The organism is Kaistella polysaccharea (genome assembly GCF_020410745.1).
GTDB classification, from domain to species: Bacteria; Bacteroidota; Bacteroidia; order Flavobacteriales; family Weeksellaceae; genus Kaistella; species Kaistella polysaccharea.
In genome coordinates this window covers 1,960,742-1,985,401 of record NZ_CP084528.1, presented here as the reverse complement: position 1 = coordinate 1,985,401, position 24,660 = coordinate 1,960,742, and the positions used below count along the sequence as shown (strand labels likewise).

Sequence of the window (24,660 nt, the reverse complement as noted above, 5' to 3'; positions counted from 1 at the left end):
AACACAGTCGATGGTCATCTTTGGCAATCGGCTTTTATATTTTAGAAAAATTCTAAAAATTTAAAATTATAAAATAGCTGCGTGTTTCCTACATCGGCTTAAAGTAAATAGTATGGGTTTTATAGACAAAGTTCTTAAAGGTTTCCTTGGTGATAAAAATATAACCGATCTTAAAGACGTAAGAAAAGTTGTAAGCAAAATTAAAGCAGTAGAACCAGATATTCGCGAATTATCGGATGATGGCTTACGATCAAAAACTGCTGAATTTAAAGAAAAACTTAAAGTTGCCACTGCAGAAATCTCAGCGCAGATTGATCAGCTGAAAGAACAGATCAAGAATTCCCTGAATATCGATGAGAAAGAAGCGCTTTTTACTCAGATAGAAGCCCTGAAAAAGGATTCCTATCAGATCGAAGAGAAAGTTCTTTCTGATATTTTACCTGAAGCTTTTGCCCTAATTAAAGAAACTTCGCGCCGTTTGGCAGAAAACGGAGAAATTCGGGTGCAAGCTACCGAAATGGACCGTGAACTTGCTGCAACCAGAGATTTCGTTGAATTAGATGGCGATACTGCAGTTTGGAAAAACCATTGGGATGCTGCCGGAACTCCTATCAATTGGGATATGGTGCATTACGATGTGCAATTTATTGGTGGAGTTGTTCTTCACAATGGTAAAATTGCGGAGATGGCGACTGGTGAAGGTAAAACCTTGGTAGGAACCTTACCGATCTATTTAAATGCCCTTCCTGGAAGAGGTGTTCATGTTGTAACGGTAAATGATTATTTGGCGAAACGTGACTCCCTTTGGATGGGACCACTTTATCAATTTCATGGCCTTTCTATCGATTGTATTGATAACCATCAGCCGAACTCTGATTCACGAAGAAAAGCATACCAATCAAGCATTACCTACGGAACCAATAATGAATTTGGTTTTGATTATTTAAGAGATAACATGGTGACTTCCCCATCTGAATTGGTTCAGGGTGAATTAAATTTTGCGATTGTAGATGAGGTCGATTCAGTTTTAGTGGATGATGCGAGAACGCCGTTGATTATTTCCGGTCCAGTTCCACAAGGGGATCGTCAAGAATTTGATACTTTAAAACCATCTGTTGATAGAATTGTAGAGATTCAGAAAAAAACAGTGAGTGCTATTTTTAATGAAGCCAAAAAACTTATTAACAACGGCAATACAAAAGAGGGCGGATTTAAACTTTTACAAGCATACAGAGGTTTACCAAAAAACCGTCAGTTGATTAAATATCTTTCGGAAAGCGGTCACAAAACACTTCTTCAAAAAACTGAAGGACAATATATGGCAGATAACAACCGTGATATGCCAATTGTCGACAAAGATTTATATTTTGTTATTGACGAAAAAAATAACCAAATCGATCTTACAGATAAAGGCGTAGAATATATGTCTGCGGGAAATGAGGATAAAGATTTCTTCGTTTTACAGGACATCGGAACTGAGATTGCCGAAGTTGAAGCTAAAAATTTAACCAAAGAGGAAGAGTTTGAAGCCAAAGACAAATTATTCAGTGATTTTGCCGTAAAATCTGAAAGAGTTCATACCCTGAATCAGTTACTAAAAGCATATACATTATTTGAAAAAGATGATGAATACGTAGTTATTGATGGCGAAGTAAAAATTGTAGATGAGCAAACCGGTCGTATCATGGAAGGAAGACGTTATTCAGACGGTCTTCACCAGGCGATTGAAGCTAAAGAAAATGTAAAAATCGAAGCGGCAACTCAAACTTTTGCAACCATTACCCTTCAGAATTATTTCCGGATGTACAACAAACTTGCGGGAATGACAGGTACTGCAGAAACGGAAGCTGGTGAACTTTGGGAAATTTATAAATTAGATGTTGTAGTTATTCCTACCAACAGACCAATTGTAAGAGATGACCGACAGGATTTGGTCTACAAAACCAACCGTGAAAAATATAATGCAGTAATCGAAGAAATTGAAAGATTAACCGCAGACGGAAGACCCGTTTTGGTTGGTACAACTTCAGTGGAGATTTCTCAGTTGCTTTCAAGAGCACTTCAGTTAAGAAAAATTCAGCACAACGTATTGAACGCGAAACTTCACGCACGTGAAGCAGAAATCGTAGCGATGGCTGGTGGACCTGGTGTTGTAACCATTGCCACCAACATGGCAGGTCGTGGTACCGATATTAAATTGCAAGGCGACGTGAAGAAAAATGGTGGTTTGGCAATCGTCGGTACAGAAAGACATGATTCCCGACGTGTAGACAGACAGTTGCGTGGTCGTGCCGGAAGACAGGGAGATCCAGGGAGTTCTCAGTTCTACGTTTCGTTGGAAGACAACTTGATGCGTCTTTTCGGTTCAGAAAGAATTGCAAAAATGATGGATAAAATGGGTCATAAAGAAGGTGAAGTAATTCAGCACGGTATGATTTCTAAATCCATCGAAAGAGCACAGAAAAAAGTAGAGGAAAATAACTTCGGTATTCGTAAAAGACTCTTGGAATATGATGATGTCATGAATAAACAGCGTGACGTAATCTATAAAAGAAGAAAGAATGCACTTTTCGGAGATCACTTGAAATACGATATTTCAAACATGATTTTTGATGTTTCCCAATCACTCGTTACACGAGGTAAAATGGATGGTGACTTCAAAGAATTCGAATACGAAATCATCAAAAACTTCACGATGGAAGCTCCATTCAGTGAAAATGAATTTAAGACAAAACAAATTCCAGAACTTACAGACCTACTTTTTAAAGCTGCAACTGAAGATTACCGGATGAAATTAAATCTTTTAAAAGAGAAGTCCTACCCGATTATTGAAAATGTATATAAAAATCAAGGGTCAATGTTTAAAATGATTCAGGTTCCTTTTACAGATGGCACTAAAACCATGACGATTGTAACTGATTTAAAAGAAGCGTATGAATCTAAATGTGATTCCCTGATCAATGACTTCGAAAAAAATATTTCGCTTGCAATCATCGATGAAAACTGGAAATTACACCTTAGAGAAATGGATGATTTAAGACGTTCGTCACAAGGTGCGGTTTATGAGCAGAAAGATCCACTGGTAATTTACAAGCAGGAATCTTTTTATCTCTTTACGGAAATGGTAGAAAAAATCAACAAAGAGATTGTTTCTTTCCTCTACAAAGGAGAAATCCCGGCTTAAGTACATTATAGCATATAATAAAAAACCCAGCGTGATAATTTCATGCTGGGTTTTCTTTTTTACTCAGAGAATTTAACTCTTTTTCACTAAATAAAGTAAAAAAATTTACCCTTTAACCCATTTAAGAATATTGGGGAATATGACATTCTCTCTTTTCTTTTTGCTGAAAAACCGCGGAATGTGACCCGTGTTTTCCATAAAAATTAATTGGTGCGGAATTTCCTTCTCTGTTAAAACTGAATCTAAAGCCAAACCCTGTTTTTTATTAACTAAAATGTCCCGATCTCCTTGAAACATTAAGGTTGGTATATTAGAAACATTCGCAATCGGACTCGCTTTTTTAAATTCTTCCGACAGATTTTTACGGTCAAACTTTTCTCCCACAACATCCTGTAGGGTTCGCGAAGAATATTTGGAGTAAAAAGAGTTCGTGTAGTTTTCAGTATAAAAATCAGTGGGACCGCTCAGTGAGATAATTTTCTTGATTTGCTGCGGATTCTTATATCCGTAAATCATCGCAATGTGTCCACCAGAACTTTCACCCAGTAACACATAGTTATCCTCCCGGAAACCCTCTTCCTTCGCCAAAGCATTAATCTTTTCGACAGCCAAACCGATATCTTCCACTTGTTGCTTGTAGGTTGTATTTTTATTGACGAGACGATAATTAATATTGGCTGTCGGAATATTGTTTTTATGCAGAAATTTCTGAATCATCTTCATGTGTTCTTTTCGCCCTATCTTCCAGGCGCCACCATGTACAATAATTACTGCAGGAGTTTCTTTATTAAATGATGCAGGAATAAAAACATCCATCGTCTGTTGACGGGAATCACCATATTTTAAATTAAATATTTTCTTTTCACTCTGCTCCCCTACTTTGACGCGGTATCTAGAACTACAAGAAGAAAGAACTATACTACATAGTCCTATTGCTAAAAAATTATATATAAGAATGTTTTTTTTCATAAAGTACTTATAGAAAGTTTTGTACCAAAATAATAATTTGTCTCGGAATATTTTATCAACAATAAAAACAGATATATATTGGTGTTTTCATCTAATAAATTTATTCCTCCATCAATATAAAAGGAATTAAAATCATCCCGTCAAAGAAACCTTTTTTAACAGCAATTCTAATAATTTTTGTACTTTTAAAGCTTAAATTTTACAAAAATGGCATTAGTAGATCTTTCGAAGCAAGTGGCACTCGGTATTGATATCGGCGGTACAAATACCAAATTCGGACTTGTTAATCACCGCGGAGTAATCCTGGAAAAAGGAAGTTTAAAAACCGATGATTTCCCACTGGTTGAAGATTTTATTGATGCATTGTATGAAAAATTAACTCCACTTATCGACAGACATTGTGATGAGCGAAAGTTCGACGGGATAGGTGTTGGCGCACCCAATGCAAATTATTATACAGGTACCATTGAACAGGCACCTAATCTCAACTGGAAAGGCATTGTTCCTTTTGCAGAACTGATGACAAAAAAGTTTGGTGTTCGTTGTAAAATGACCAATGATGCTAATGCTGCAGCTCTTGGTGAAATGATGTTTGGTGCCGCACGTGGAATGAAAGATTTTATCATGATGACCCTAGGAACTGGTGTAGGAAGTGGAATCATTACAAATGGCCAACTTCTTTATGGGCACGATGGTTTTGCCGGTGAACTCGGACACACCATTGTAAAACCAGGCGGGAGAAAACATTGGAGCACAGGATCAGAAGGTTCACTGGAAGCCTACGCTTCGGCAACAGGAATTGCAATTACAGCTAAAAAAATGCGTGTGGAATTTCCAGGTTCTATGCTTAACAACTACCCGGAAGAGGCAGTCAATTCAAAAATAGTTTATGAATGTGCGGTCGCAGGAGATGAAACGGCAGTTGAAGTTTTTCGGTATACGGGACAAAAATTGGGTGAAGCTTTGGCTAATTTCGTTATGTTTTCCTCTCCCGAAGCGATTTTACTATTTGGCGGTGTCATCAAAGCCGGAGATTATATATTGAAACCTACAAAATTGCATATGGAGCGAAATCTCTTGCCTATTTTCCGAAATAAGGTACAACTTGTTTTCAGTGAATTGGATGAAGCAGATGCTGCCATTTTAGGCGCAAGCGCACTTGTTTGGGAGAAATAAATTGCTTTATAACATACAATTAAAAACGTGATTTTTCGAGAGGATTTTAAGTGAAGATTGGTTTTAAAATTTTCTAAATATTAATTAAAATCACTTATATTCTTTAAATATCCTCTTGTAATCAGGAATTAAAAAAAGTTTTAAAAATAAAATAAATGGATACACAAAATTTAGAATACCTCACATTTGGAGGCGGATGCTTTTGGTGCGTAGACAGCGTCTTGGATTTACTTAAAGGCGTAGAATCTACCACATCAGGGTATGCAGGCGGACATACGGAAAATCCAACATATAAAGAAGTTTGCACGGGAGAAACCGGACATGCGGAAGTCGTACAACTGGCTTACAATCCAGAAATAATATCTTTTGACGAATTAATGGACGTTTTCTTCTTCCTTCATGATCCAACGCAATTGAACCGACAAGGAAATGATATTGGAACGCAGTATCGCTCTGCCATCTTTTATAAAGATGAAGCTGAAAAGCAAAAAGCCGAAGAAGCCCTAAAAAAATCTGAAGCTTCTGCTAGATACGAAGGCAAATATGTAACAGAAATTACGAAGCTTGAAAATTTCTATCCTGCCGAACAATACCATCAAGGATATTATGAGGCGAATCCCACGCAACCTTACTGCAGTGCAGTCGTAGGACCAAAAATTGCAAAGTTTAAAAAACATTTTGGCGCATTAGGAATGCTGAATGAAGAATAAAGATAAAAGCGGAGATATTTTCTCCGCTTTATTTTTTGGATGAAAAAGGAATTTTAAAAATAATTCTTCCTTGGCAGCAGAGATTTAAGGAAAACCTTCACCAATTACCGCAAAAAAAGACTGCCAAAAAATTCAGCAGTCTTTAAAATTAAGGATGTTGGTTTATTATTTAACCAAAGTCATTTCACTGATTAGGTGTCCTGCATTTCCGTATTTTTCGATGGTCCAAAGTACCATTCTTACATCAACACTAATGGTTCTCTGTAATTTCGGATCGAAAATAATGTCGCCACTTAGCGCCTCACTATTACCGTCGAAAGCCAAACCAAGCAATCTTCCTTCACCATCAAGAACAGGTGATCCAGAGTTTCCTCCAGTAATATCGTTATTCGATAAGAAGTTTACAGGCATGAAACCTTTTTTGTCTTTATACTGTCCGAAATCTTTCTTTTTTACCAAATCTAAAAATCTTTGTGGCAAATCGAATTCTTCGTCACCTTTTTTATACTTCGCAACCATTCCAGTAATGTCCGTATAGTAATTATCTTTTTCTTTAATTCCAGCGTAATTTCTATCTGATCTTTCTGGCAATGTTGTAATTGACCCCGTAGTTATTCTCATTGTTGAGTTTGCATCCGGATAAAAAGAAGTTTCTGGCTGAGATTTTCTTAAACCATCTAAGAATACTCTGTTGTTTTTTGCAAAAGCTTCATCAATTTTAGCATACTTTTCAGTCGTTAATTTTTGATCTTCTACAAATCCATTAGCCAATTTTAACAACGGATCTGCATCAATTGCCAAACGGTTTGGATTATTCACAAAGTTCATCGCTGATTCTTTGGTTGCAAATATGGAAGAAAATGCAACATTGGAAAGGTTTTTGGCATCAACTGCTAAAAGTGTTGGTGAACCTACGCTCTTATTTACTCTCTGTTGGTAAAGATTCACCATCGAGTTCAGCATTTCACCTTCTAATTTTACGTTTAGTTTTTCATATATTCTATCAATAGCCGCAACAACTTTTGGTTTCATTACCACTTTAGCTGCGTCATCCTGGTCAGCATACGTTTTCAAAAGAGAACCTAACTGATAAGCGATGTTGATATATTTCGCATTTCTCTGTAATTGTGAAGAATAATTTCTTTCAACATTACGGTCAGAGAACTGAGAATAATTTGTTTTCAAATCTTGGAGTACAGAACCATAAGCAGATTCATTTTCAGGCAATAATGCCCAAGTTTGGAATTTAGCTTCCAAAGCTCGTTTTTCAGCGATCGTTTGATTTTTTTCTACTGCATCGATCGTTCCCTGTCTGTTTTTCCAGTAATTAGCAACGCCTGCATATTGGGAAGCATAATCTAATTTCGTTGCCTGATCTTTATCCATGTATTTTTTCATGACATCCATAGCAACTTTAGATGCTTCTACCCAAGCTGGATAATCTTTGTTCACCATTTGCTCGATACCGAACGATGGTAAAAACCTGTTTGTTCTTCCAGGGAAACCAATAATCATGGTAAAATCACCCGGTTTGTATCCTCTCAGTGAAATAGGAAGTGCATGTTTCGGTTTCATCGGAACATTGGTTGCTGCGTATTCTGCAGGATTTCCATTGGCATCCGCATAAACTCTGAATACAGAAAAATCTACGGTATGTCTCGGCCATTCCCAGTTATCAGTATCGCCACCAAATTTTCCTAATGAATTTGGAGGAGTTCCTACCAATCTTACATCTTTAAAATCCTGATATACGAAATAGTAAAATTCATTTCCATTATAGAAATCTCTTACTACAACAGTGTATTTCCCGTTTTCAGAATTCTCTGTTTGTATGGCTTTATATTCTGCATCGATGATGTTTTTTCTATCATCAGCAGACATATTATTATTTAATTTAGCATTGATGCGTTTAGAAACGTCATCCATTCTAACAAGAAATCTTACAGATAAGCCTTGAGCAGGAAGTTCTTCGCTTTTTTTCATTGCCCAGAAACCATTGGTTAAATGATCTTTTTCTGGCGTTGAAAGTGCTGCGATATTTCCGTATCCACAGTGGTGATTTGTAAATAATAGTCCTTCTTTAGAAACCATTTCAGCGGTACATCCTCCGCCAAACTGCACGATTGCATCTTTCAAACTTGAATTGTTGACAGAATAAATTTCTTCGGCCGTAAGTTTAAGTCCTTCTTTTTTAAGGTCTACACCATTAAGTCTTTTGATCATGGTCAAAAGCCACATTCCTTCATCTGCTTTCAGTTGCATAAAGCTCAGCATAAAGGTGAGCAGTAAAAAAATTCTTTTCATTTAATATTTATTTATCTCGCTAATTTAAGAAATTCCTTTTACTTGTTGGCACCAAAAAAACCAGAGGCAAAAATCGCATCTGGTTTAAACATTTATTATGTTGTTAGAATTTTATTATTTCAAATAGAAACCTATGAATCAATCTCTTACCATTTCAGTATGTGGAATATCATCTTCAAGATAATTTTTTCCTGTCGATTTAAAACCGAACATTTCATAAAATCTTAATAAATAATCCTGCGCAGAAATTTGCACTTTTGTAGTATTAAATCGCGTTTCGACAACATCGAGGGCAATTTTCATTAAAGCTTTACCTAATTTTTTACTTCGGAAATCTTTATTGGTTAACACACGACCAATGGAAGGAACATCGTATTTAATGTGTGGCCCGAAAACTCTGCAATACGCCAAAATTTCCTCATCACCTTCCGCCCAGATATGAAGAGCTTTCGTATCAGAACCATCGGTTTCTGGATAAGGACAGTTTTGCTCAACTACGAAAACATCGATTCGTGCCTGTATAATTCGGTACAATTCCTCTGTCGAAAGTTGCTCAAAGGATTTTACCTTCCAGACAATTGTTTCAGATTTCATAACATTAATCCTTCTAATTGTCAAATTTTACCTGATTTTCAAACAAGAATTGGTTTGTTGTCGAAATAAATTTAAGAATTTCATCACCTCCAACTTTCTTTTCCGCCGATGTTACATAAATTTCCGGCAAATCTTCCCAGGTTTTTAGCAATTCCTCTTTGTATTTCTCCACATTTCCGATTACCACATTGGGTTTCAGTTTATCTACTTTTGTGAATACAATTGAAAAAGGAATTCCGCTTTCTCCACACCATTCAATAAACTCAATATCAATTTTTTGTGGTGTATGTCGGGAATCGATGAGGACGAAAAGATTCACCAAATTTTTTCGGTTCAGGATATAATTGATAATTAAATTTTCAAAATCTTTTCTCAAACTTTTAGAAACTCTGGCATAACCATATCCGGGTAAATCGGTTAAATACCACTTTTCATTAATGATAAAATGATTGATAAGCTGCGTTTTTCCTGGCGTACCAGAAGTTTTTGCTAAATCTTTATGGTTCATCATTGCATTGATCAAGGAGGATTTTCCCACATTTGATCGTCCTATAAATGCATATTCGGGTAAAGTTGCCTCGGGGCAATCTTGCCATCTGCCACTACTTTTTACGAATTCTGCTGTTTTGATTACCATATTCTCGAATTTATTTTAACTGAAATAAAAAATGGAAGCTGTACTTCCATCAAACTATTTTTTTTCTCTCTGTAACCAGGAATACAAAATATCATTGAATTCATCAGGTTTTTCCATCATGGCTGCGTGACCACATTCTTCAATCCAATGGAGTTCAGAATTGGGTAGAAATTTGTTCATGTCCACAGCTACTTCGGGAGGCGTAACATTATCCTGTCGTCCCCAAATAAGGCAAACCGGTGTGTTAATTTTGGGTAGATCGTTCAGCATATTGTGTTTGATGGCGCTACGGGCCAACATCACCGTTTTTATACCTTTCATTCGATCATTTACCACTGAAAAAACTTCGTCAACCAATTGATCTGTTGCTACGTCTGGATTATAAAAAACTTCCTGTGTTTTCTTTTTGATATAATTTTTATCGCTTTTGCGGGGGAAACTATCTCCAAAGGCTCTTTCGTATAAACCAGAACTTCCTGTCAAAACCAAATGCGTAACCAAATCCGGTCGCGCTAAAGTGAGGATAAGCCCAACGTGTCCACCCATAGAATTTCCAACAATTGTTGCAGCACTGCCTACTTTTTCTTCAATAAACTTTGCAACGAATTTCGCAATAGTGGTAAGATTTGTATTAAGGACGGGCAAATCATAGATGGGAAGTACGGGCACAAACACCTTATATCCTTTCTCAGAAAAGTACAGAACTGTATTCTCAAAATTGCTTAATCCACCCATTAATCCGTGCAACAGAATAATAGGCTCCCCTTCTCCAGCTTCAATAAAAGCGAATTTCTTTTCTTTTTTTGTTTTAAATATCATAGAGTTTACGCATTAAGCGTGTGCAAAAATACAAATTAAACACCAAATTATTATTTCCCTTTTTAATTAATAATAAAAGTAACATTTTTTTAATCAAATTAATAGCGCCAGCATTGATAAATTTCATGGTTTAATTAACTGCTTTTTAATCAGGAAGTTAATTAATAATTCAAAACTTATTAACATTAAGTCAAAAAGTGGGTAAAAGTGGGAGCCTTTGGAAATTTTTATATAAATTTGTCCCAAATGAAGAATTTCATCGGGACATATGAATGTAGAATAGACGACAAAGGTCGCCTAAAACTCCCATCCGCGCTGGTAAAGCAAATGGGAGACTTCGACGATGGTTCTTTTGTAATTAAACGCGCTGTGTTTCAGCCATGTCTCGAGGTATACCCGATGACAGGATGGGAGCAGCTGATGCAAAAACTCAACAGCCTGAACCGCTTTATCAAGAAAAATGCAGATTTCATCCGCATGTTTACGGCAGGTGTGAAAGTCGTTGAGCTGGACAACGCAGGTCGTCTTCAAATTTCTAAAGATTTGACGCAGTTCGCGAATTTGAAAAAAGAAATCGTGATAACGAGCGCCGGAGAACTGTTTGAAATCTGGGACAAAGAAGCCTACGAAAATGTAATCGCAACATCTGAAGAAAATTTTGCGAAACTCGCTGAAGAAGTGATGGGAAACATCAGTTTTGAAGAAAAAGAACTGTAGAAATTCCGAAGTAATCAAGAAAATTTAACCTGAATACAATGTATCACAATCCTGTTTTGCTGAAAAAAAGTGTCGATGATTTGATCACAAATCCTGACGGCATTTACGTGGACTGCACTTTCGGCGGCGGCGGTCATTCACGCGAAATCCTGAGTAGACTTTCCGAAAAAGGAAAACTATATGGGTTTGACCAGGATTTAGATGCGCTTAAAAATAATATTGAAGATCCACGATTTACACTTATTAATCAAAATTTTCGGTTTTTAGAAAATGCCTTGATGATGTACGGCGTTTCAAAAGTTGATGGAGTTTTGGCCGATTTTGGTGTTTCTTCTCATCAGTTCGATGCAGCGGAAAGAGGTTTTTCCACGAGAAGTAATGCGCCACTGGATATGAGAATGAACGTGATGCAACTTCTGGATGCTAAAAAAGTAGTTAATGAATATGAAGAAGATCATCTTGCAGATATTTTCTACCAATACGGAGAAATTCGGGAGTCAAGAAAGTTAGCAAAAGAAATTGTTAACCACCGGAAACTAAAACCGATTGAAACCACAGAAGATCTAAAAAAACTCTTCAGTTATATCCCGCAATTCAAGCAGAATAAAGTGTATGCTCAGATTTTTCAGGCGATAAGAATTGAAGTTAATCAAGAATTAGAAGTCATAAAAGAACTGCTGGTGCAAGCACACAGAATGTTGAAGCCAGGGGGAAGACTTGTAGCGCTTTCCTACCATTCACTTGAAGACCGATTGGTTAAGAGATTTTTAAAAAACGGCATGTTCGAAGGCGAACCAGCCCGAGATATTTATGGAAACTTCAGCAAAACATTTGATCTTTTGCAAACGAAAGCCACCATTCCCAGCGAGGAAGAAATAAGCGAGAACTCGCGGGCAAGAAGTGCAAAATTACGAACAGGTATTAAACTTTAAAAAGAAAGAGCGGCAGAATTTAAAATGGCAAAAAAACCGACATATCGTCCCCAGAAAAGACTCACTTTCATCGATATCGTGAAGGGGAATTTTCTGAACCGTGACGAGGTTAAGATTCATTACCGCTACTTTCTGCTCGTATTTTTTTTACTGATGATTATGATTTACAGCAATCACCTTGTGAGTCAGAAAATTGAACATGTAAATATTTTAAAGGAACAAACAGAAGAATATAAATCCAGAAATGCGTATGCGCAAAGCAGACTTATCAAAGTAAAACTGGAATCAGAATTAGGCAAAGAAATGGTGCAGGACTCGCTTTTGTCCTTAGAAAATCACCCACACAAAATATTGATAAAACTAGACAGCATAGATGGCGGTGCAAAATGAATTTGAAAAAAAACGTTCAAAAACGTTACGGTGGGGCTACCTTTTTACAGGGTTTGCCTTCGTTTTGTTTATGGTTTTTCTCGCCAGGATTCTAGTTTTACAGAATACTAATGTTCAGGAAATCAAGGATGATTACATCAACAAAAATTACCGAGAAGCTACGCTTCAGGCAGCGCGTGGTAATTTATTTGCTTCCGACGGGTCGATTCTAGCAACCACAGTGATGCGTTACGATGTATATCTCGATTTTAAAATATTGAAAGACACCGTTTACTCCAACAATATTGGCGCTTTAACAGATTCACTTTCCACCATGTTCGGCAAGCCGCGAAGTTACTTCCGGGACCGATTTGATCAGCAAAAGAAAGCACAAAATCAATATTATGCATTGGTAAAAGGTTTAGATTTCGATGATTATGACCGGATCCGAAAGTTTCCAATCTTTAAAAAAGGAAAGAATAGAGGAGGTTTTATCGTCGACCGGAAATACAAAAGAGAGTTGGCGACCACGCAAATTGGTGCCGGCACAATCGGTATGGATAATGGCATCGCAAAATCGGGATTAGAAGGAGCATTCTCTAAATACCTCACCGGTACAGATGGAACACGTTTGGAACAGCGCGTAAATTCCAGCCAGTGGAAACCTATTGACTATTGGAAAGTTAAAGAACCTATTGACGGTCAGGATGTTTACACCACGATTGATATCCGAATTCAGGATATTGCCCATTCTGCTTTAGAAAAACAACTTATAAAATTTGATGCTGAACACGGTTCTGTAATCGTGATGGAAGTTTCTACCGGAAAAGTAAAAGCAATGGTTAACCTACGCCGAACTGAACCCGAAATTTATGTTGATGCGTATAACTATGCTATAAAAGACAATATTGAACCAGGATCGACTTTTAAAACAATATCACTATTAGCGGCTATGGACGATGGTTTCATTAATGAAAATACGACCGTAAATGTAGGAAATGGAGTTTGGACTTATGCGAAACAAAGAATATCTGATGGTCACGGAGGCGGAACTTATGAGATTTCAGATGTACTGGCAAAATCCAGCAACGTCGGCACCGCAAAACTTATTACTCAGTATTATGGTAGTAAACCCGAGGTGTTTTTAGACCACCTTAGAAAATGGAAATTATTCGATAAAATGGATATTGAACTTCCTGGTATTACGAAGCCAAGAATTATAACACCAAAAAGTAAAACATGGAGTCCCGGCGCTTTGGCTTCTATTTCTTTCGGTTACGCAACCAATATTAACCTGTTGCAACTCACCACTTTTTATAATGGAATTGCAAATAAAGGAAAAATGGTGGAACCCCTTTTTATTGAGAAAATTTTAAAAGACGGGCGCACACTTTACGAAGCAAAGCCCAAAGTAATGGTTAATAAAATGGCTTCAAAAAACGCCATTGATATGATGACAAGCGCCTTGACTAAAGCGGTAGAAAAAGGAACTGCAAAAAGTATTTTCACCCCCAATTTAAAAATGGCGGGAAAAACCGGAACCGCAAGGTTTGAATATTGGTTACCTGGCAAAATGAAATACAGAGCATCGTTCGCTGGATTTTATCCTTCAGACAACCCAAAATATACGTGCTATGTTATGATAAGTGAGCCTGATACTTCGAAAGGGTTTTATGGTTCTACCGTTTCTGCACCGGTATTTAAAGAAATTGCGGGGAAAACTTTCCTTAAAACTCCACAAAATATTGAGCAGGAAATGTTGGTCGATAAAAAAGTAAATCTCAATAAAATGTTTAAACCAGCAGTCAAATTGGCAGGCAAAAGCAACACAATGCCAAATGTAACGGGCTTAATTGGTAAGAACATTATTCCACAACTGGAAAACCAAGGATATCGTGTTGATTATAAAGGCGTTGGAAAAATAGAAGAGCAATTTCCACTGGAAGGAACCATTATTAATAAAAACCAAAGAATTTACCTGCAGTTGCAGAATTAATTCTTACTGTATATGAAATTAGAAGAACTTTTAAACAGAATTCCCGTTCGCGAAATCATTGGAAATAAAAACCAAGAAGTTTCGGAAATCATCTTCGACAGCCGCAAAGCAGTCGACGGCGTACTCTATGTCGCAGTAAAAGGAACTGTTTCGAACGGACATGATTTTATTAATTCTTCTATCGAAAAAGGAGCGAAAATAATCGTTTGCGAGCAAATTCCAGAAGAGCAAAACGAGGGAATTACTTTTATTAAAGTTAAAGATTCTGCAAAAACGCTGGGTCATTTAGCATCTAATTTTTACGGCAATCCTTCCGCCAAACTAAACCTCATCGGTATTACGGGAACAAATGGGAAAACATCAACAACTACCCTTTTGTTTGATATTTTTAAAATTTTAGGTTTTAAATCTGCCCTTATTTCTACCGTTGAATATAGAATTGATGATGAAATAATTCCTTCCACACATACCACTCCAGATGTTATTCGTTTGAACCAAATGTTGGCAAAAGCTGTAAATACCGGATGTGAATATGCTTTTATGGAAGTTTCTTCCCACGGAATTCACCAGCACAGAACTGAAGGTTTAGAATTTAAAATTGCCGGTTTTACAAATATTTCACATGACCATTTAGATTATCATAAAACATTTGAGGAATACCTAAAAACTAAAAAAAGGTTTTTTGATGAACTGAGTTCAGATGCTGTCGCCATTACTAATGCTGATGATAAAAATGGTAATGTGATGTTGCAGAATACCAAAGCAGCGAAGAAAACGTATGCCTTGAAAACCATGGCAGATTTCCACGGTAGAATTACGGAAGTTGATTTTAATGGAATGCTTCTCAATTTTAATGGGAAAGAATTCTGGACCACTTTAACAGGAAAATTTAACGCTTATAATTTACTCCTCGCATACGCGGTAGCAATTGAATGTGGTTTTCATGAAGATGATATTTTACCGGCTATTTCACAGCTCAAAAGAGTAAAAGGACGTTTCGAAACGTTCAGGTCCGAGGGCGGAATTTTCTTCGTGGTAGATTATGCGCATACTCCTGATGCTTTAGAAAATATTTTGGATTCAATCAATGAGATCCGTACAAAAAATGAAAGATTAATCACCGTATTTGGCTGCGGAGGCGATCGGGATTCCGCAAAAAGACCTGAAATGGGGAAAATTGCAACGCGTAAATCTACATTAGCCATCATTACTTCAGATAATCCCAGAACAGAAAACCAGGGTGAAATTATTAAGGAGATCGAGAACGGTGTAGAACCGCAATATTTCAGCAAATACACCGCAATCCCCGACCGGAGAGAAGCCATAAAAATGGCCATAAAATTTGCCGAACCGAACGATATTATCGTTGTCGCGGGCAAAGGACACGAAACCTACCAAGAAATAAATGGGGTAAAACATCACTTTGATGATCAGGAAACAATTTTAGAGTTGGCCAGACTGATGTCGAAATAACTAAATGAAGATTAAATAACCAAGCATGCTATATTACCTATTCGAATATTTTACCAGTCACGGGATTCACGTTCCGGGAATGGGTATGTTTAAATTTATCTCTTTCCGCGCCGGTATGTCAGTTTTATTATCGCTGATTATCGCCTTGGTCTTTGGTAAAAAAATCATCAACTATCTGCGAAATAAACAGATGGGTGAACTGGTACGTGATTTAGGTTTAGATGGTCAAAAGCAAAAAGAAGGAACGCCAACAATGGGCGGTTTGATCATTATTTTTGCCACGCTGATTCCTGTTTTACTTTTCACAAAAATTTTAAATATTTACATCATCCTTCTTATTGTTTCCGTATTATGGATGGGAGCCATCGGTTTTATTGATGATTATTTAAAAAAGATCAAGAAAAATAAAGACGGTTTAAGCGGTAAATTTAAAGTTATCGGCCAAGTTGGATTGGGATTAATCGTAGGCGTGACCATGTATTTTCATCCCGATATTACAGTTAAAAGAAAATACGCCGATGCAAAGGAGATCAACAGAAATAACGTAGAAGCGAATTTTATGAAAACGGAAAAATCCACAGTTTCTACGGTTCCTTTTGTTAAAAATAATGAATTCGATTACAGTGGTATTTTATTCTGGATGTCTCCGGAAGACGCTCATGAATGGGCGTGGATCGTTTTTATCCCGATCGTAATTTTTATTGTGACTGCAGTTTCTAATGGCGCCAACATCACCGATGGAATTGATGGTCTCGCCGCAGGAACGAGCGTCGTCATTTTACTTACACTGGCGTTTTTTGCCTATTTATCGGGTAACATTATTTTTGCGGATTATCTGAATATTATGTTCCTGCCCGACATGGGGGAAACTACAATCTTTACGCTTGCACTGGTCGGTGCAGTGATTGGTTTTTTTTGGTACAATACTTATCCAGCACAGGTTTTCATGGGTGATACGGGAAGTTTAATGTTGGGTGGTGTGATTGCAGTACTCGCTATCATTTTAAGAAAAGAACTCTTGATCCCGGTATTATGTGGAATCTTCCTCATAGAAAACCTTTCCGTAATGCTTCAGGTAGGAACCTTTAAATACAGAAAAAGAAAGTACGGTTTAGAATACGCGCAGAACAACAGGTTGTTTAAAATGTCGCCTCTTCATCACCATTATCAGAAAGAAGGCTATCACGAAAGTAAAATCGTAAACCGCATGGTCATCATCGGGGTGATGTTTGCCATTATTTGTTTAATTACGCTAAAAGTCAGATAAAAAATATGAAAATAGTTGTTTTAGGTGGCGGCGAAAGCGGCGTAGGTGCAGCATATTTGGCGAAGAAGAAAGGCTTGAATGTTTTTCTTTCAGACAAATCTGTGATTAAAGACGACTATAGAAAACAGTTGATCGATGCTGATATTGAGTTCGAAGAGGGAAAACATGACGAGGAAAGAATTTTAAGCGCAGATTGGGTTATAAAATCTCCGGGAATTCCGAAAAAAGCTGATATTATCTTCAAAATCAATCAAAAAGGTATTCGTTTATCCTCCGAGATTGAATTTGCTGCAGAATTTACTTCTGCTAAAATTATAGCAATTACAGGAAGCAATGGAAAAACAACCACGACTTCACTTATTTATCATATTCTGAAAAATGACGATTTGAAAGTTGGTTTGGCAGGAAACATTGGAAAAAGTTTCGCGCGCCAGGTTGCGGATGAAAATTTCGATTATTACGTTTTAGAGGTCAGTTCTTTCCAACTCGATGATATTCAGAATTTTCGACCGTTTATTTCTCTCTTGTTGAATTTAAGTAAAGATCACCTCGATCAGTACAATTATAATTATGAAGAGTACGCTATGGCGAAGTTCAGAATTGTAGAAAATCAAGAAAACGACAATTTTTTCATCTACAATAAAGATGATGAAATGAGTATGAATCTTTTGGAGAAATTAGCAATTAATGCTAAAAAAATTCCTTTTTCAACGTCAGAAAAATTACAGGAAGGTGGATTTATAAACAACGATAAAATTATCGTAAAAGTCGAAGAAGAATTTTCCATGAAAATCGCGGAACTCTCTTTAGTTGGAAATCATAATATCGCCAATAGTTTAGCAGCGTCCATCGCCAGTAAAATATTGCATATCAGTAATGAAAGCATCCGGAATTCACTGATGACTTTTCAGGCGGTAGAACACCGTTTAGAGCAAGTAGCGCAAATCAACGGTGTTACTTTTATTAATGACAGTAAAGCGACCAATGTGAACGCTTCTTATTTCGCACTAGAAAGCATGAATCAACCAACAGTATGGATTGTGGGTGGTGTTGACAAAGGAAATGATTATACAGAAATAGAAGATTTGGTTAAAAGAAAGGTAAAAGCAATTGTCTGCTTGGGCCTTGATAATCAGAAAATTATCGACTTTTTTAAAGACAAAAAAGATTTGATTTACAGTACTTCGAGTATGCAGGAAGCGATTACGATTTCGAAATCAATAGCAGAAAGCGGAAACACAGTTTTACTTTCACCATGTTGCGCAAGCTTCGATCTTTTCGAAAATTATGAAGATCGCGGAAACCAGTTTAAAACTGAAGTGTTAAAAAATAATGAAAAAATCCTCAATTAAAAATGCAGGACAACGATAACAAATTCGAACTGCTGAAAGGCGACAAAGTGCTGTGGAGCGTCATCTTACTGATTTCGTTCTTTTCGGTATTCCCAGTCTATTCGGCGAGTTCAAATTTGGAATATATTGTAAACAGCGGAACCACCACTTCCCATCTTATCAAGCACACCTTTTTCGTAGTGCTTGGCTTGGCGATCATGCGTGCTGTCGGGTTTTTCAAATACGAACATATTGGAAAACTCAGCAGCATTCTTCTGGCATTTATGGTTGTTTTGCTTCTGTTAACAATGGTTTCCGGACAAACAATTGACGGCGCATCTGCATCGCGGTGGCTAAAGATTCCGGGCACGCCTATTTCATTCCAACCGTCTTCTTTTGCTTACTTAATGCTGATTATTTATCTCTGTCGGTACTTAACCAAGAGAATAAAAAGGCAACGGCTTCCCATTGAAAATATATTTTACATTTTCGGACCTGTACTCCTGGTTTTCGGTTTGGTGGCGAAAGACAATGGATCTACCGCTTTAATGATTTTAATGGTTTCCTTAATCGTAATGGTTGTGGGCCAACTTGATAAAAAGTACATATTCGGATTTGTAGGTCTGTCTTCTGTGATGATCGGAATCTTTATGTTTCTTGCTTTAAAAACCGATTTAATAGGAAGCAACCGTGTTCATACTTGGATGAGCCGTGTAGAAACATTCACCAAAAAAGAAAGTCAAATTGACGACGAAGCTGATAAAGCGAAAAACTATCAGATTATGCAGGCAAAAGCAGCAATTGTTCATGGTGGAATTGCTGGAATGGGTCCGGGAAAAAGCGCCTTGAAACAAATGCTTCCGCAATCTGCTTCAGATTTTATTTTTGCCATTATCGTCGAAGAATACGGATTTATCGGTGCAACAATTTTAATTGCATTGTATTTAATTATGATCATTAGAATCGTCATGATTGCGAGTAAAATGCCGGCCTTCTTTGGCAGTCTTCTCGTGCTGAGTCTCGGGACCATGATTTTTGTGCAGCTCGCCGTGAATATTGCCGTCGCCATCAATCTGATTCCAGTTACCGGACAACCATTACCCTTAATAAGTTACGGAGGAACCTCAATGTTGGTGACTTATATCCAGTTAGGAATTATCTTAAATGTAAGTTCCAGAATTCAGGTTTATGATGAAGAAGGAATGGGCAAAAAACAAAGTATTGAAGAAATAAATGATATCGCATAGAAGATGAGTAAAACATTAAAAATTCTAATGAGCGGCGGCGGAACCGGAGGACACATCTTCCCGGCGATTGCCATTGCGCAGGAAATCCAGAAAAGATTTCCAGCTTCAGAATTTTTGTTCATCGGTGCAGAAGGCAAAATGGAAATGGAAAAAGTTCCACAAGCCGGCTTCAAAATTATCGGTTTAAATATCGCAGGGTTTGACCGTGGAAACCTATTGAAAAATCTCACGTTGCCTTTAAAATTAATTTCAAGTCTAGCCAAAGCCCGAACAACCATTAAGGAATTTAAACCTGATTTCGCCATAGGAACTGGAGGTTTTGCAAGTGGTCCGGCGCTTTATATGGCGGCAACTTTAGGTGTGCCTATTTTCGTTCAAGAACAAAATTCCCTGCCCGGGAAAACCAACACTTTTTTGTCTCGAAAAGCGAAAGCTGTATTCACTGCCTATCCGAATATGAGTCATTTCTTTCCGAAAACTAAAACATTTTTCTTAGGAAATCCAATTCGAAAAAATATCATTACTGATTTGATGGAAAAGGATTTGGCAAAAGAAAAATTGGGTTTAGATCAAAGTAAATTAACCATTCTCTCCGTTGGTGGTTCTTTAGGTTCCAGAACTTTAAATAATGGCTGGAAAGAAAATATAGAAAAATTAGTAGCAAAAGACTTCCAGTTGATTTGGCAAACCGGAAAGTTGGATTATAAGAGTTTGAGCGAAGATTCAAATATCACAAAAAATTCTACTCAAATTCAGGTGAAAGAATTTATCGCAGATATGGCTTTGGCTTATTCGGCGGCAGATGTAATTGTGTCCCGTGCGGGCGCAATTGCAATTTCAGAACTGGCGATGGCGCAGAAACCCGTGCTTTTGGTTCCATTTCCTTTTGCCGCAGAAGATCATCAAACTAAAAATGCGATGACTCTGGTCGATAAAAACGCGGCTAAAATGGTAAAAGATTCGGAAATGCCTGAAAAATTCTGGAAAACTTTAATGGAAATCTGCGAAAATGAAAATCTACGAATTGAAATGAGCGAAAATTTAAAATTCTTCGCAAAACCGTCGGCAACAGAAGAAATTGTCGATGAAATCATATCATCATTAAACCTCAAAGCATAAGATGAAAGCTTTAACAACATATCAAAACTTTTACTTCGTAGGCATCGGCGGCATTGGCATGAGTGCCTTGGCGAGATATTTCAATGCGTCGGGAAAAACGGTTTTAGGTTATGACAAAATGCACACAAAGCTTACAAAAGCCTTGGCTGACGAAGGAATTGATATTGAATTTGAAGATACCATTACTGATAAAATTAAAATTTTAACACCGGAAAATACTTTGGTGATTTATACACCAGCGATTAAAAAACTGGAAATTCTTAATTATTTTAATGAACATCACTTTGATGTTTTAAAGCGAGCAAAGGTTCTCGGCATGATTACCGAAAATACAGAAAGTATCGCCATTGCAGGAACACACGGCAAAACAACTACGTCTTCATTGGTGGCGCATTTATGCAAAGAAGCAAATCTCCCGTTCTCTTGTTTTTTAGGCGGTATTGCAGAAAACTTTAAATCAAATTTCCACTTTAATGGAAATGACATTTCCGTAGTCGAAGCTGATGAATACGACAGAAGTTTCCTCACACTTTCTCCCGATTGGGCCGTGATTACATCAACGGATGCCGACCATTTAGACATTTACGGTGACAATGCCACAATTCAAAAAGGATTTCAGGATTTTGCGGATTTGGTTCCAGAAGGTCAACAACTATTTGTGAGAAAAGGAATAGACATTGGACGCGAAACGAAAACCTACGCTGTGAACGAAGAAGCCGATTATTACTCAGATAACATCAGAGAAATTGGTGATCAAATATATTTTAATTTTCATTCAGCGGAAACAGAAATTGATGATTTTGTCTGGGAAATTCCGGGAATTCACAATGTTGAAAATGCAACAGCCGCGATTGCTTTGCTAAATAACTTTGGTGTCGATTTCGAAACATTAAAAAAAGGACTTGCCAATTTTAAAGGAATTAAAAGACGTTACACGAAACATAATTTCGAAACTGGCAAAATTTATATCGATGATTATGCGCATCATCCCACAGAACTGAACGCGGTAATTGGGTCTATAGAAACTTTTTACCCAAACAAGAAATTGCTCGTGGTTTTTCAGCCACATCTTTTCAGCAGAACTAAAGATTTTGCAGATGGATTTGCAGAAAGTTTAGATAAAGCAGATGAATTAATTCTTCTTGATATTTATCCAGCGCGCGAATTACAGGAAAATTTCGAGGGAATTACTTCAGAATGGTTATTAGAAAAAGTGAGATTAGATCAAAAGGAAGTTTCCACTTTGGAAGAATCTTTTGACAAGATAAAAGAAAAAGACTTCGACGTTTTGCTCACTGTGGGTGCGGGAAATATTGATACTTTATATGACGGAATTGTAGAATGGCTTTCAAATAAGTAATGAAAAACAAATTCAGAATATTAAAAATTTTAGTTACAGTAATCATCTTTGGTTTTCTGCTGAGTTTTTCATTGAAAAGATTTAATGGTAAACCGATGGAAAAAGTTTCGGTGAAAATGACCAAAACGAAACAACCAGTTTATTTCATCGATGAAAAAGTGGTAAAAGAACTCGTCAAGAAATCAAATACTACAAAGAAAGTCGGCGATATTAATATTCCTGAATTAGAGAAAAAATTAAATCAGCTGCCGGCGGTAGACAGCGCGAACGTTTATTTAAATTTAAACGGAAATCTGAATTTAGATATTAAACAGCGTGTTCCTGCTTTTCGCTTGAATAAAAATGACCGTGATTTCTATGTAGATGATAAAGGAACTGAATTTCCTATTTCAAACAATTACTCTTTTCCTTGCATGCTCGTAACGGGAAATGTGAAAAAAGCTGAATATTTAAAGTTGGCAGAGCTTATTGAAAAAATAAACAATGATGATTTTAGCAAAAAGTATTTTATCGGAATTTCTAAATCGAAAGATGATTACAATCTGTTGACAAGCGCCGGCAATTTTAAAGTAGAAATCGGTGATTTAGATAATATTGATCTGAAGGTAAAGGGTTTCAAAGCTTTTGTAGAAAAATACCTCATTTATCAATCGCCAGAGAAATACACCAAAGTATCGGTAAAGTATGATAACCAAATTGTTACGACGCTGAATCCCAATTTTGAGGAAAACGATAGTATTATTTCGGTCGGGAAAAAAGAGCTTGCAAAATTGCCGATAATCGCAGAGAAAAAAGAAAAAGCAGAAAAAAAGGCAGGGAAACCTTCTTCTGCTACGGCCGCAAAAAAAGTAGTGAAAAAACCACCATCTACCGTACAACCCAAGAAAGCTGTGACGAAAAAAGAACCTTCAAAACCCGCTGTTAAGAAAGAAGTACCGAAACCAAAACCAACTGCGAAAAAGGAAACCACAACGACGAAAAAAGCCGAAGTGAAACCAAAAGCAAGAGTTAAAGTAGAATAAAGTAAGGAAAACCTTAGAAAAAATTAAAAAATCAAATCGACATAAAATGGAAAATCACGAGTATTCAGTAGGCCTCGACATCGGTACCACCAAAATTGTGGCCATTGTCGGCCGACGAAACGCCCACGGAAAAATTGAAGTCCTCGGCGTGGGCACCGCAAAAAGTTTAGGCGTACACAAAGGTATTGTGAATAATATTTCACAAACCATTCAATCTATTAAATCGGCGGTCGCACAGGCACAGTCAAGCGCCGGAGTTGCCATTCACAAAGTAACGGTGGGAATCGCAGGCAAACATATCAGATCGCTCCAGCATTCAGATTATATCATGCGCGAAAATCCGGATCAATATATTACGGATGATGATATCGAAAAATTAAAAGATCAGGTAAAGCAACTGGTTATGCTGCCGGGTGAAGAAATCATTCACGTACTGCCGCAAGAATATAAGGTTGATTCTCAAGGCGAAATTCAAGAACCTGTTGGAATGCACGGAACCCGTTTGGAAGCTAATTTTCACGTTGTTGTAGGGCAAATGGGAAGCATTAGAAACATTGCAAGATGCGTTCGTGAAGCTGGTTTAGAAATGGAAGCTTTAACTCTTGAGCCATTAGCATCTTCCGAAGCAGTTCTAACAAAAGAAGAAAAAGAAGCCGGAGTTGCGATCGTTGATATTGGCGGCGGAACAACGGACATCGCCATATTCAAAGACAACATCATTCGTCACACCTGCGTAATTCCTTACGGTGGCGGAATTATTACCGATGATATTAAAGAAGGCTGTTCCATTATCGAAAAACATGCAGAAAAGCTGAAAGTCAATTTCGGATCCGCGGTTCCAGAGCTGGAGAAAGACAGTACTTTCGTTACTATCCCAGGATTGCATGGTCGTCCGGACAAAGAAATTTCTTTAAAAACTTTAGCTCAAATTGTAAATGCGAGAGTAGAAGAAATTCTGGAAATGGTAAATACAGAATTGAAAGCCTATGGCGCTTTTGAGCAGAAGAAAAAATTAATAGCTGGAATTGTTTTGACGGGTGGCGGCTCAAATCTTCGTCATCTTCGTCAGTTGGCAAATTATACCACAGGTTTCGACAGCAGAATTGGTTTTGCTAATGAATACGTAACCAATGACAAAAGCCAACATTTAAAAGGTCCTGAGTTCGCGACATCCATTGGTTTATTGATGGAAAGTCTGAAAATTCGTGACAAAAAAAGTGCGCCAGAAAGAATCGAAGAAGATATTATGGAAGCTGCCCCACGAAATGAAGAAATTCCGTCCTCCGAACATATCGAACAGCCTGCCATAATGACGCGTGAAGAACACATCGCCAAGAGTGCAGAAAAAAGACGGAACAAACTTACCATCGGTCAAAAAATCATGGAAAGTGTAAAAAAATTCTTTGAAGAAGTTGAATAATTAAAAAAAACCAA

The 24,660-nt window shown here is 37.2% G+C and carries 20 protein-coding genes; 15 read left to right on the top strand and 5 right to left on the bottom strand.

Translation table 11 applies throughout. From position 1 onward, the window contains the following. Positions 1 to 112: 112 nt before the first annotated feature. A complete protein-coding gene (gene secA / locus LC814_RS09265) occupies positions 113 to 3,184 on the top strand; it encodes a preprotein translocase subunit SecA (protein ID WP_226063653.1) in 3,072 nt (1,023 codons plus the stop codon). Between the two features lie 105 nt (positions 3,185 to 3,289). On the opposite strand, the gene LC814_RS09260 is transcribed toward secA, so the two are convergent. Continuing rightward, the gene (locus LC814_RS09260; RefSeq protein ID WP_226063652.1) at positions 3,290 to 4,153 is read right to left on the bottom strand and encodes an alpha/beta hydrolase; all 864 of its coding nucleotides are present in this window, start codon (positions 4,151 to 4,153) and stop codon (positions 3,290 to 3,292) included. Between the two features lie 207 nt (positions 4,154 to 4,360). Between LC814_RS09260 and LC814_RS09255 the strand changes: the two genes are divergently transcribed. Next, entirely contained in the window at positions 4,361 to 5,329 is a 969-nt protein-coding gene (locus LC814_RS09255; protein ID WP_226063651.1) for an ROK family protein, read from the top strand. Between the two features lie 155 nt (positions 5,330 to 5,484). After that, positions 5,485 to 6,039, top strand: a complete 555-nt coding sequence (msrA, locus tag LC814_RS09250) for a peptide-methionine (S)-S-oxide reductase MsrA (RefSeq protein ID WP_226063650.1) — start codon at positions 5,485 to 5,487, stop codon at positions 6,037 to 6,039. Between the two features lie 165 nt (positions 6,040 to 6,204). Here msrA and LC814_RS09245 read toward each other — a convergent pair whose 3' ends face one another. The 4 genes from LC814_RS09245 to LC814_RS09230 all read right to left on the bottom strand — a co-directional run bounded on the left by LC814_RS09245 (position 6,205) and on the right by LC814_RS09230 (position 10,393). Continuing rightward, entirely contained in the window at positions 6,205 to 8,343 is a 2,139-nt protein-coding gene (locus LC814_RS09245; RefSeq protein ID WP_226063649.1) for a S46 family peptidase, read from the bottom strand. Between the two features lie 138 nt (positions 8,344 to 8,481). Then, positions 8,482 to 8,937: a GNAT family N-acetyltransferase gene (locus LC814_RS09240; protein ID WP_226063648.1), complete on the bottom strand. Its 456-nt coding sequence runs from the start codon at positions 8,935 to 8,937 to the stop codon at positions 8,482 to 8,484. A 13-nt stretch (positions 8,938 to 8,950) separates the two neighbouring features. Further along, the gene (yihA, locus tag LC814_RS09235; protein ID WP_226063647.1) at positions 8,951 to 9,574 is read right to left on the bottom strand and encodes a ribosome biogenesis GTP-binding protein YihA/YsxC; all 624 of its coding nucleotides are present in this window, start codon (positions 9,572 to 9,574) and stop codon (positions 8,951 to 8,953) included. A gap of 54 nt (positions 9,575 to 9,628) precedes the next feature. Beyond that, entirely contained in the window at positions 9,629 to 10,393 is a 765-nt protein-coding gene (locus LC814_RS09230) for an alpha/beta fold hydrolase (RefSeq protein WP_226063646.1), read from the bottom strand. 246 nt (positions 10,394 to 10,639) lie between these two features. Here LC814_RS09230 and mraZ point away from each other — a divergent pair, with 246 nt between their 5' ends. The 12 genes from mraZ to ftsA are packed head-to-tail and all read left to right on the top strand — an operon-like array spanning position 10,640 to position 24,646. Next, entirely contained in the window at positions 10,640 to 11,110 is a 471-nt protein-coding gene (gene mraZ, locus LC814_RS09225) for a division/cell wall cluster transcriptional repressor MraZ (RefSeq protein WP_226063645.1), read from the top strand. Between the two features lie 38 nt (positions 11,111 to 11,148). Beyond that, a complete protein-coding gene (gene rsmH, locus LC814_RS09220) occupies positions 11,149 to 12,042 on the top strand; it encodes a 16S rRNA (cytosine(1402)-N(4))-methyltransferase RsmH (protein WP_226063644.1) in 894 nt (297 codons plus the stop codon). A 24-nt stretch (positions 12,043 to 12,066) separates the two neighbouring features. Next, a complete protein-coding gene (locus tag LC814_RS09215; RefSeq protein ID WP_226063643.1) occupies positions 12,067 to 12,432 on the top strand; it encodes an FtsL-like putative cell division protein in 366 nt (121 codons plus the stop codon). After that, positions 12,416 to 14,407, top strand: coding sequence for a penicillin-binding transpeptidase domain-containing protein (locus LC814_RS09210; RefSeq protein WP_226063642.1), 1,992 nt, complete (start codon positions 12,416 to 12,418; stop codon positions 14,405 to 14,407). The genes LC814_RS09215 and LC814_RS09210 overlap by 17 nt, the downstream gene beginning before the upstream one ends. Before the next feature lie 12 nt (positions 14,408 to 14,419). Continuing rightward, positions 14,420 to 15,880, top strand: coding sequence for a UDP-N-acetylmuramoyl-L-alanyl-D-glutamate--2,6-diaminopimelate ligase (locus LC814_RS09205; RefSeq protein WP_226063641.1), 1,461 nt, complete (start codon positions 14,420 to 14,422; stop codon positions 15,878 to 15,880). 25 nt (positions 15,881 to 15,905) lie between these two features. After that, positions 15,906 to 17,147 (top strand): phospho-N-acetylmuramoyl-pentapeptide-transferase, encoded by a 1,242-nt coding sequence (mraY, locus tag LC814_RS09200; RefSeq protein WP_226063640.1) that lies wholly within the window; start codon positions 15,906 to 15,908, stop codon positions 17,145 to 17,147. A 5-nt stretch (positions 17,148 to 17,152) separates the two neighbouring features. After that, positions 17,153 to 18,499: a UDP-N-acetylmuramoyl-L-alanine--D-glutamate ligase gene (murD, locus tag LC814_RS09195; protein ID WP_226063639.1), complete on the top strand. Its 1,347-nt coding sequence runs from the start codon at positions 17,153 to 17,155 to the stop codon at positions 18,497 to 18,499. Positions 18,500 to 18,501: 2 nt separating this feature from the next. Further along, the gene (locus tag LC814_RS09190; RefSeq protein WP_226063638.1) at positions 18,502 to 19,725 is read left to right on the top strand and encodes an FtsW/RodA/SpoVE family cell cycle protein; all 1,224 of its coding nucleotides are present in this window, start codon (positions 18,502 to 18,504) and stop codon (positions 19,723 to 19,725) included. A gap of 3 nt (positions 19,726 to 19,728) precedes the next feature. After that, positions 19,729 to 20,844 carry an undecaprenyldiphospho-muramoylpentapeptide beta-N-acetylglucosaminyltransferase gene (murG, locus tag LC814_RS09185; RefSeq protein WP_226063637.1) on the top strand — a complete coding sequence of 372 codons (1,116 nt, stop codon included), beginning with the start codon at positions 19,729 to 19,731 and terminating at the stop codon, positions 20,842 to 20,844. Position 20,845: 1 nt separating this feature from the next. Beyond that, a complete protein-coding gene (murC, locus tag LC814_RS09180) occupies positions 20,846 to 22,204 on the top strand; it encodes a UDP-N-acetylmuramate--L-alanine ligase (protein ID WP_226063636.1) in 1,359 nt (452 codons plus the stop codon). Next, complete coding sequence (locus LC814_RS09175; protein WP_226063635.1) at positions 22,204 to 23,226, top strand: cell division protein FtsQ/DivIB; 1,023 nt, start codon at positions 22,204 to 22,206, stop codon at positions 23,224 to 23,226. The genes murC and LC814_RS09175 overlap by 1 nt, the downstream gene beginning before the upstream one ends. A gap of 46 nt (positions 23,227 to 23,272) precedes the next feature. Beyond that, positions 23,273 to 24,646, top strand: coding sequence for a cell division protein FtsA (ftsA, locus tag LC814_RS09170; protein ID WP_226063634.1), 1,374 nt, complete (start codon positions 23,273 to 23,275; stop codon positions 24,644 to 24,646). Positions 24,647 to 24,660: the final 14 nt, after the last annotated feature.

Bases quoted from the DNA above. Each gene is read 5' to 3' on its own strand.
- secA (WP_226063653.1), top strand. From the start codon at position 113: ATGGGTTTTATAGACAAAGTTCTTAAAGGTTTCCTTGGTGATAAAAAT.
- LC814_RS09260 (WP_226063652.1), bottom strand. From the start codon at position 4,153: ATGAAAAAAAACATTCTTATATATAATTTTTTAGCAATAGGACTATGT.
- LC814_RS09255 (WP_226063651.1), top strand. From the start codon at position 4,361: ATGGCATTAGTAGATCTTTCGAAGCAAGTGGCACTCGGTATTGATATC.
- msrA (WP_226063650.1), top strand. From the start codon at position 5,485: ATGGATACACAAAATTTAGAATACCTCACATTTGGAGGCGGATGCTTT.
- LC814_RS09245 (WP_226063649.1), bottom strand. From the start codon at position 8,343: ATGAAAAGAATTTTTTTACTGCTCACCTTTATGCTGAGCTTTATGCAA.
- LC814_RS09240 (WP_226063648.1), bottom strand. From the start codon at position 8,937: ATGAAATCTGAAACAATTGTCTGGAAGGTAAAATCCTTTGAGCAACTT.
- yihA (WP_226063647.1), bottom strand. From the start codon at position 9,574: ATGGTAATCAAAACAGCAGAATTCGTAAAAAGTAGTGGCAGATGGCAA.
- LC814_RS09230 (WP_226063646.1), bottom strand. From the start codon at position 10,393: ATGATATTTAAAACAAAAAAAGAAAAGAAATTCGCTTTTATTGAAGCT.
- mraZ (WP_226063645.1), top strand. From the start codon at position 10,640: ATGAAGAATTTCATCGGGACATATGAATGTAGAATAGACGACAAAGGT.
- rsmH (WP_226063644.1), top strand. From the start codon at position 11,149: ATGTATCACAATCCTGTTTTGCTGAAAAAAAGTGTCGATGATTTGATC.
- LC814_RS09215 (WP_226063643.1), top strand. From the start codon at position 12,067: ATGGCAAAAAAACCGACATATCGTCCCCAGAAAAGACTCACTTTCATC.
- LC814_RS09210 (WP_226063642.1), top strand. From the start codon at position 12,416: ATGGCGGTGCAAAATGAATTTGAAAAAAAACGTTCAAAAACGTTACGG.
- LC814_RS09205 (WP_226063641.1), top strand. From the start codon at position 14,420: ATGAAATTAGAAGAACTTTTAAACAGAATTCCCGTTCGCGAAATCATT.
- mraY (WP_226063640.1), top strand. From the start codon at position 15,906: ATGCTATATTACCTATTCGAATATTTTACCAGTCACGGGATTCACGTT.
- murD (WP_226063639.1), top strand. From the start codon at position 17,153: ATGAAAATAGTTGTTTTAGGTGGCGGCGAAAGCGGCGTAGGTGCAGCA.
- LC814_RS09190 (WP_226063638.1), top strand. From the start codon at position 18,502: ATGCAGGACAACGATAACAAATTCGAACTGCTGAAAGGCGACAAAGTG.
- murG (WP_226063637.1), top strand. From the start codon at position 19,729: ATGAGTAAAACATTAAAAATTCTAATGAGCGGCGGCGGAACCGGAGGA.
- murC (WP_226063636.1), top strand. From the start codon at position 20,846: ATGAAAGCTTTAACAACATATCAAAACTTTTACTTCGTAGGCATCGGC.
- LC814_RS09175 (WP_226063635.1), top strand. From the start codon at position 22,204: ATGAAAAACAAATTCAGAATATTAAAAATTTTAGTTACAGTAATCATC.
- ftsA (WP_226063634.1), top strand. From the start codon at position 23,273: ATGGAAAATCACGAGTATTCAGTAGGCCTCGACATCGGTACCACCAAA.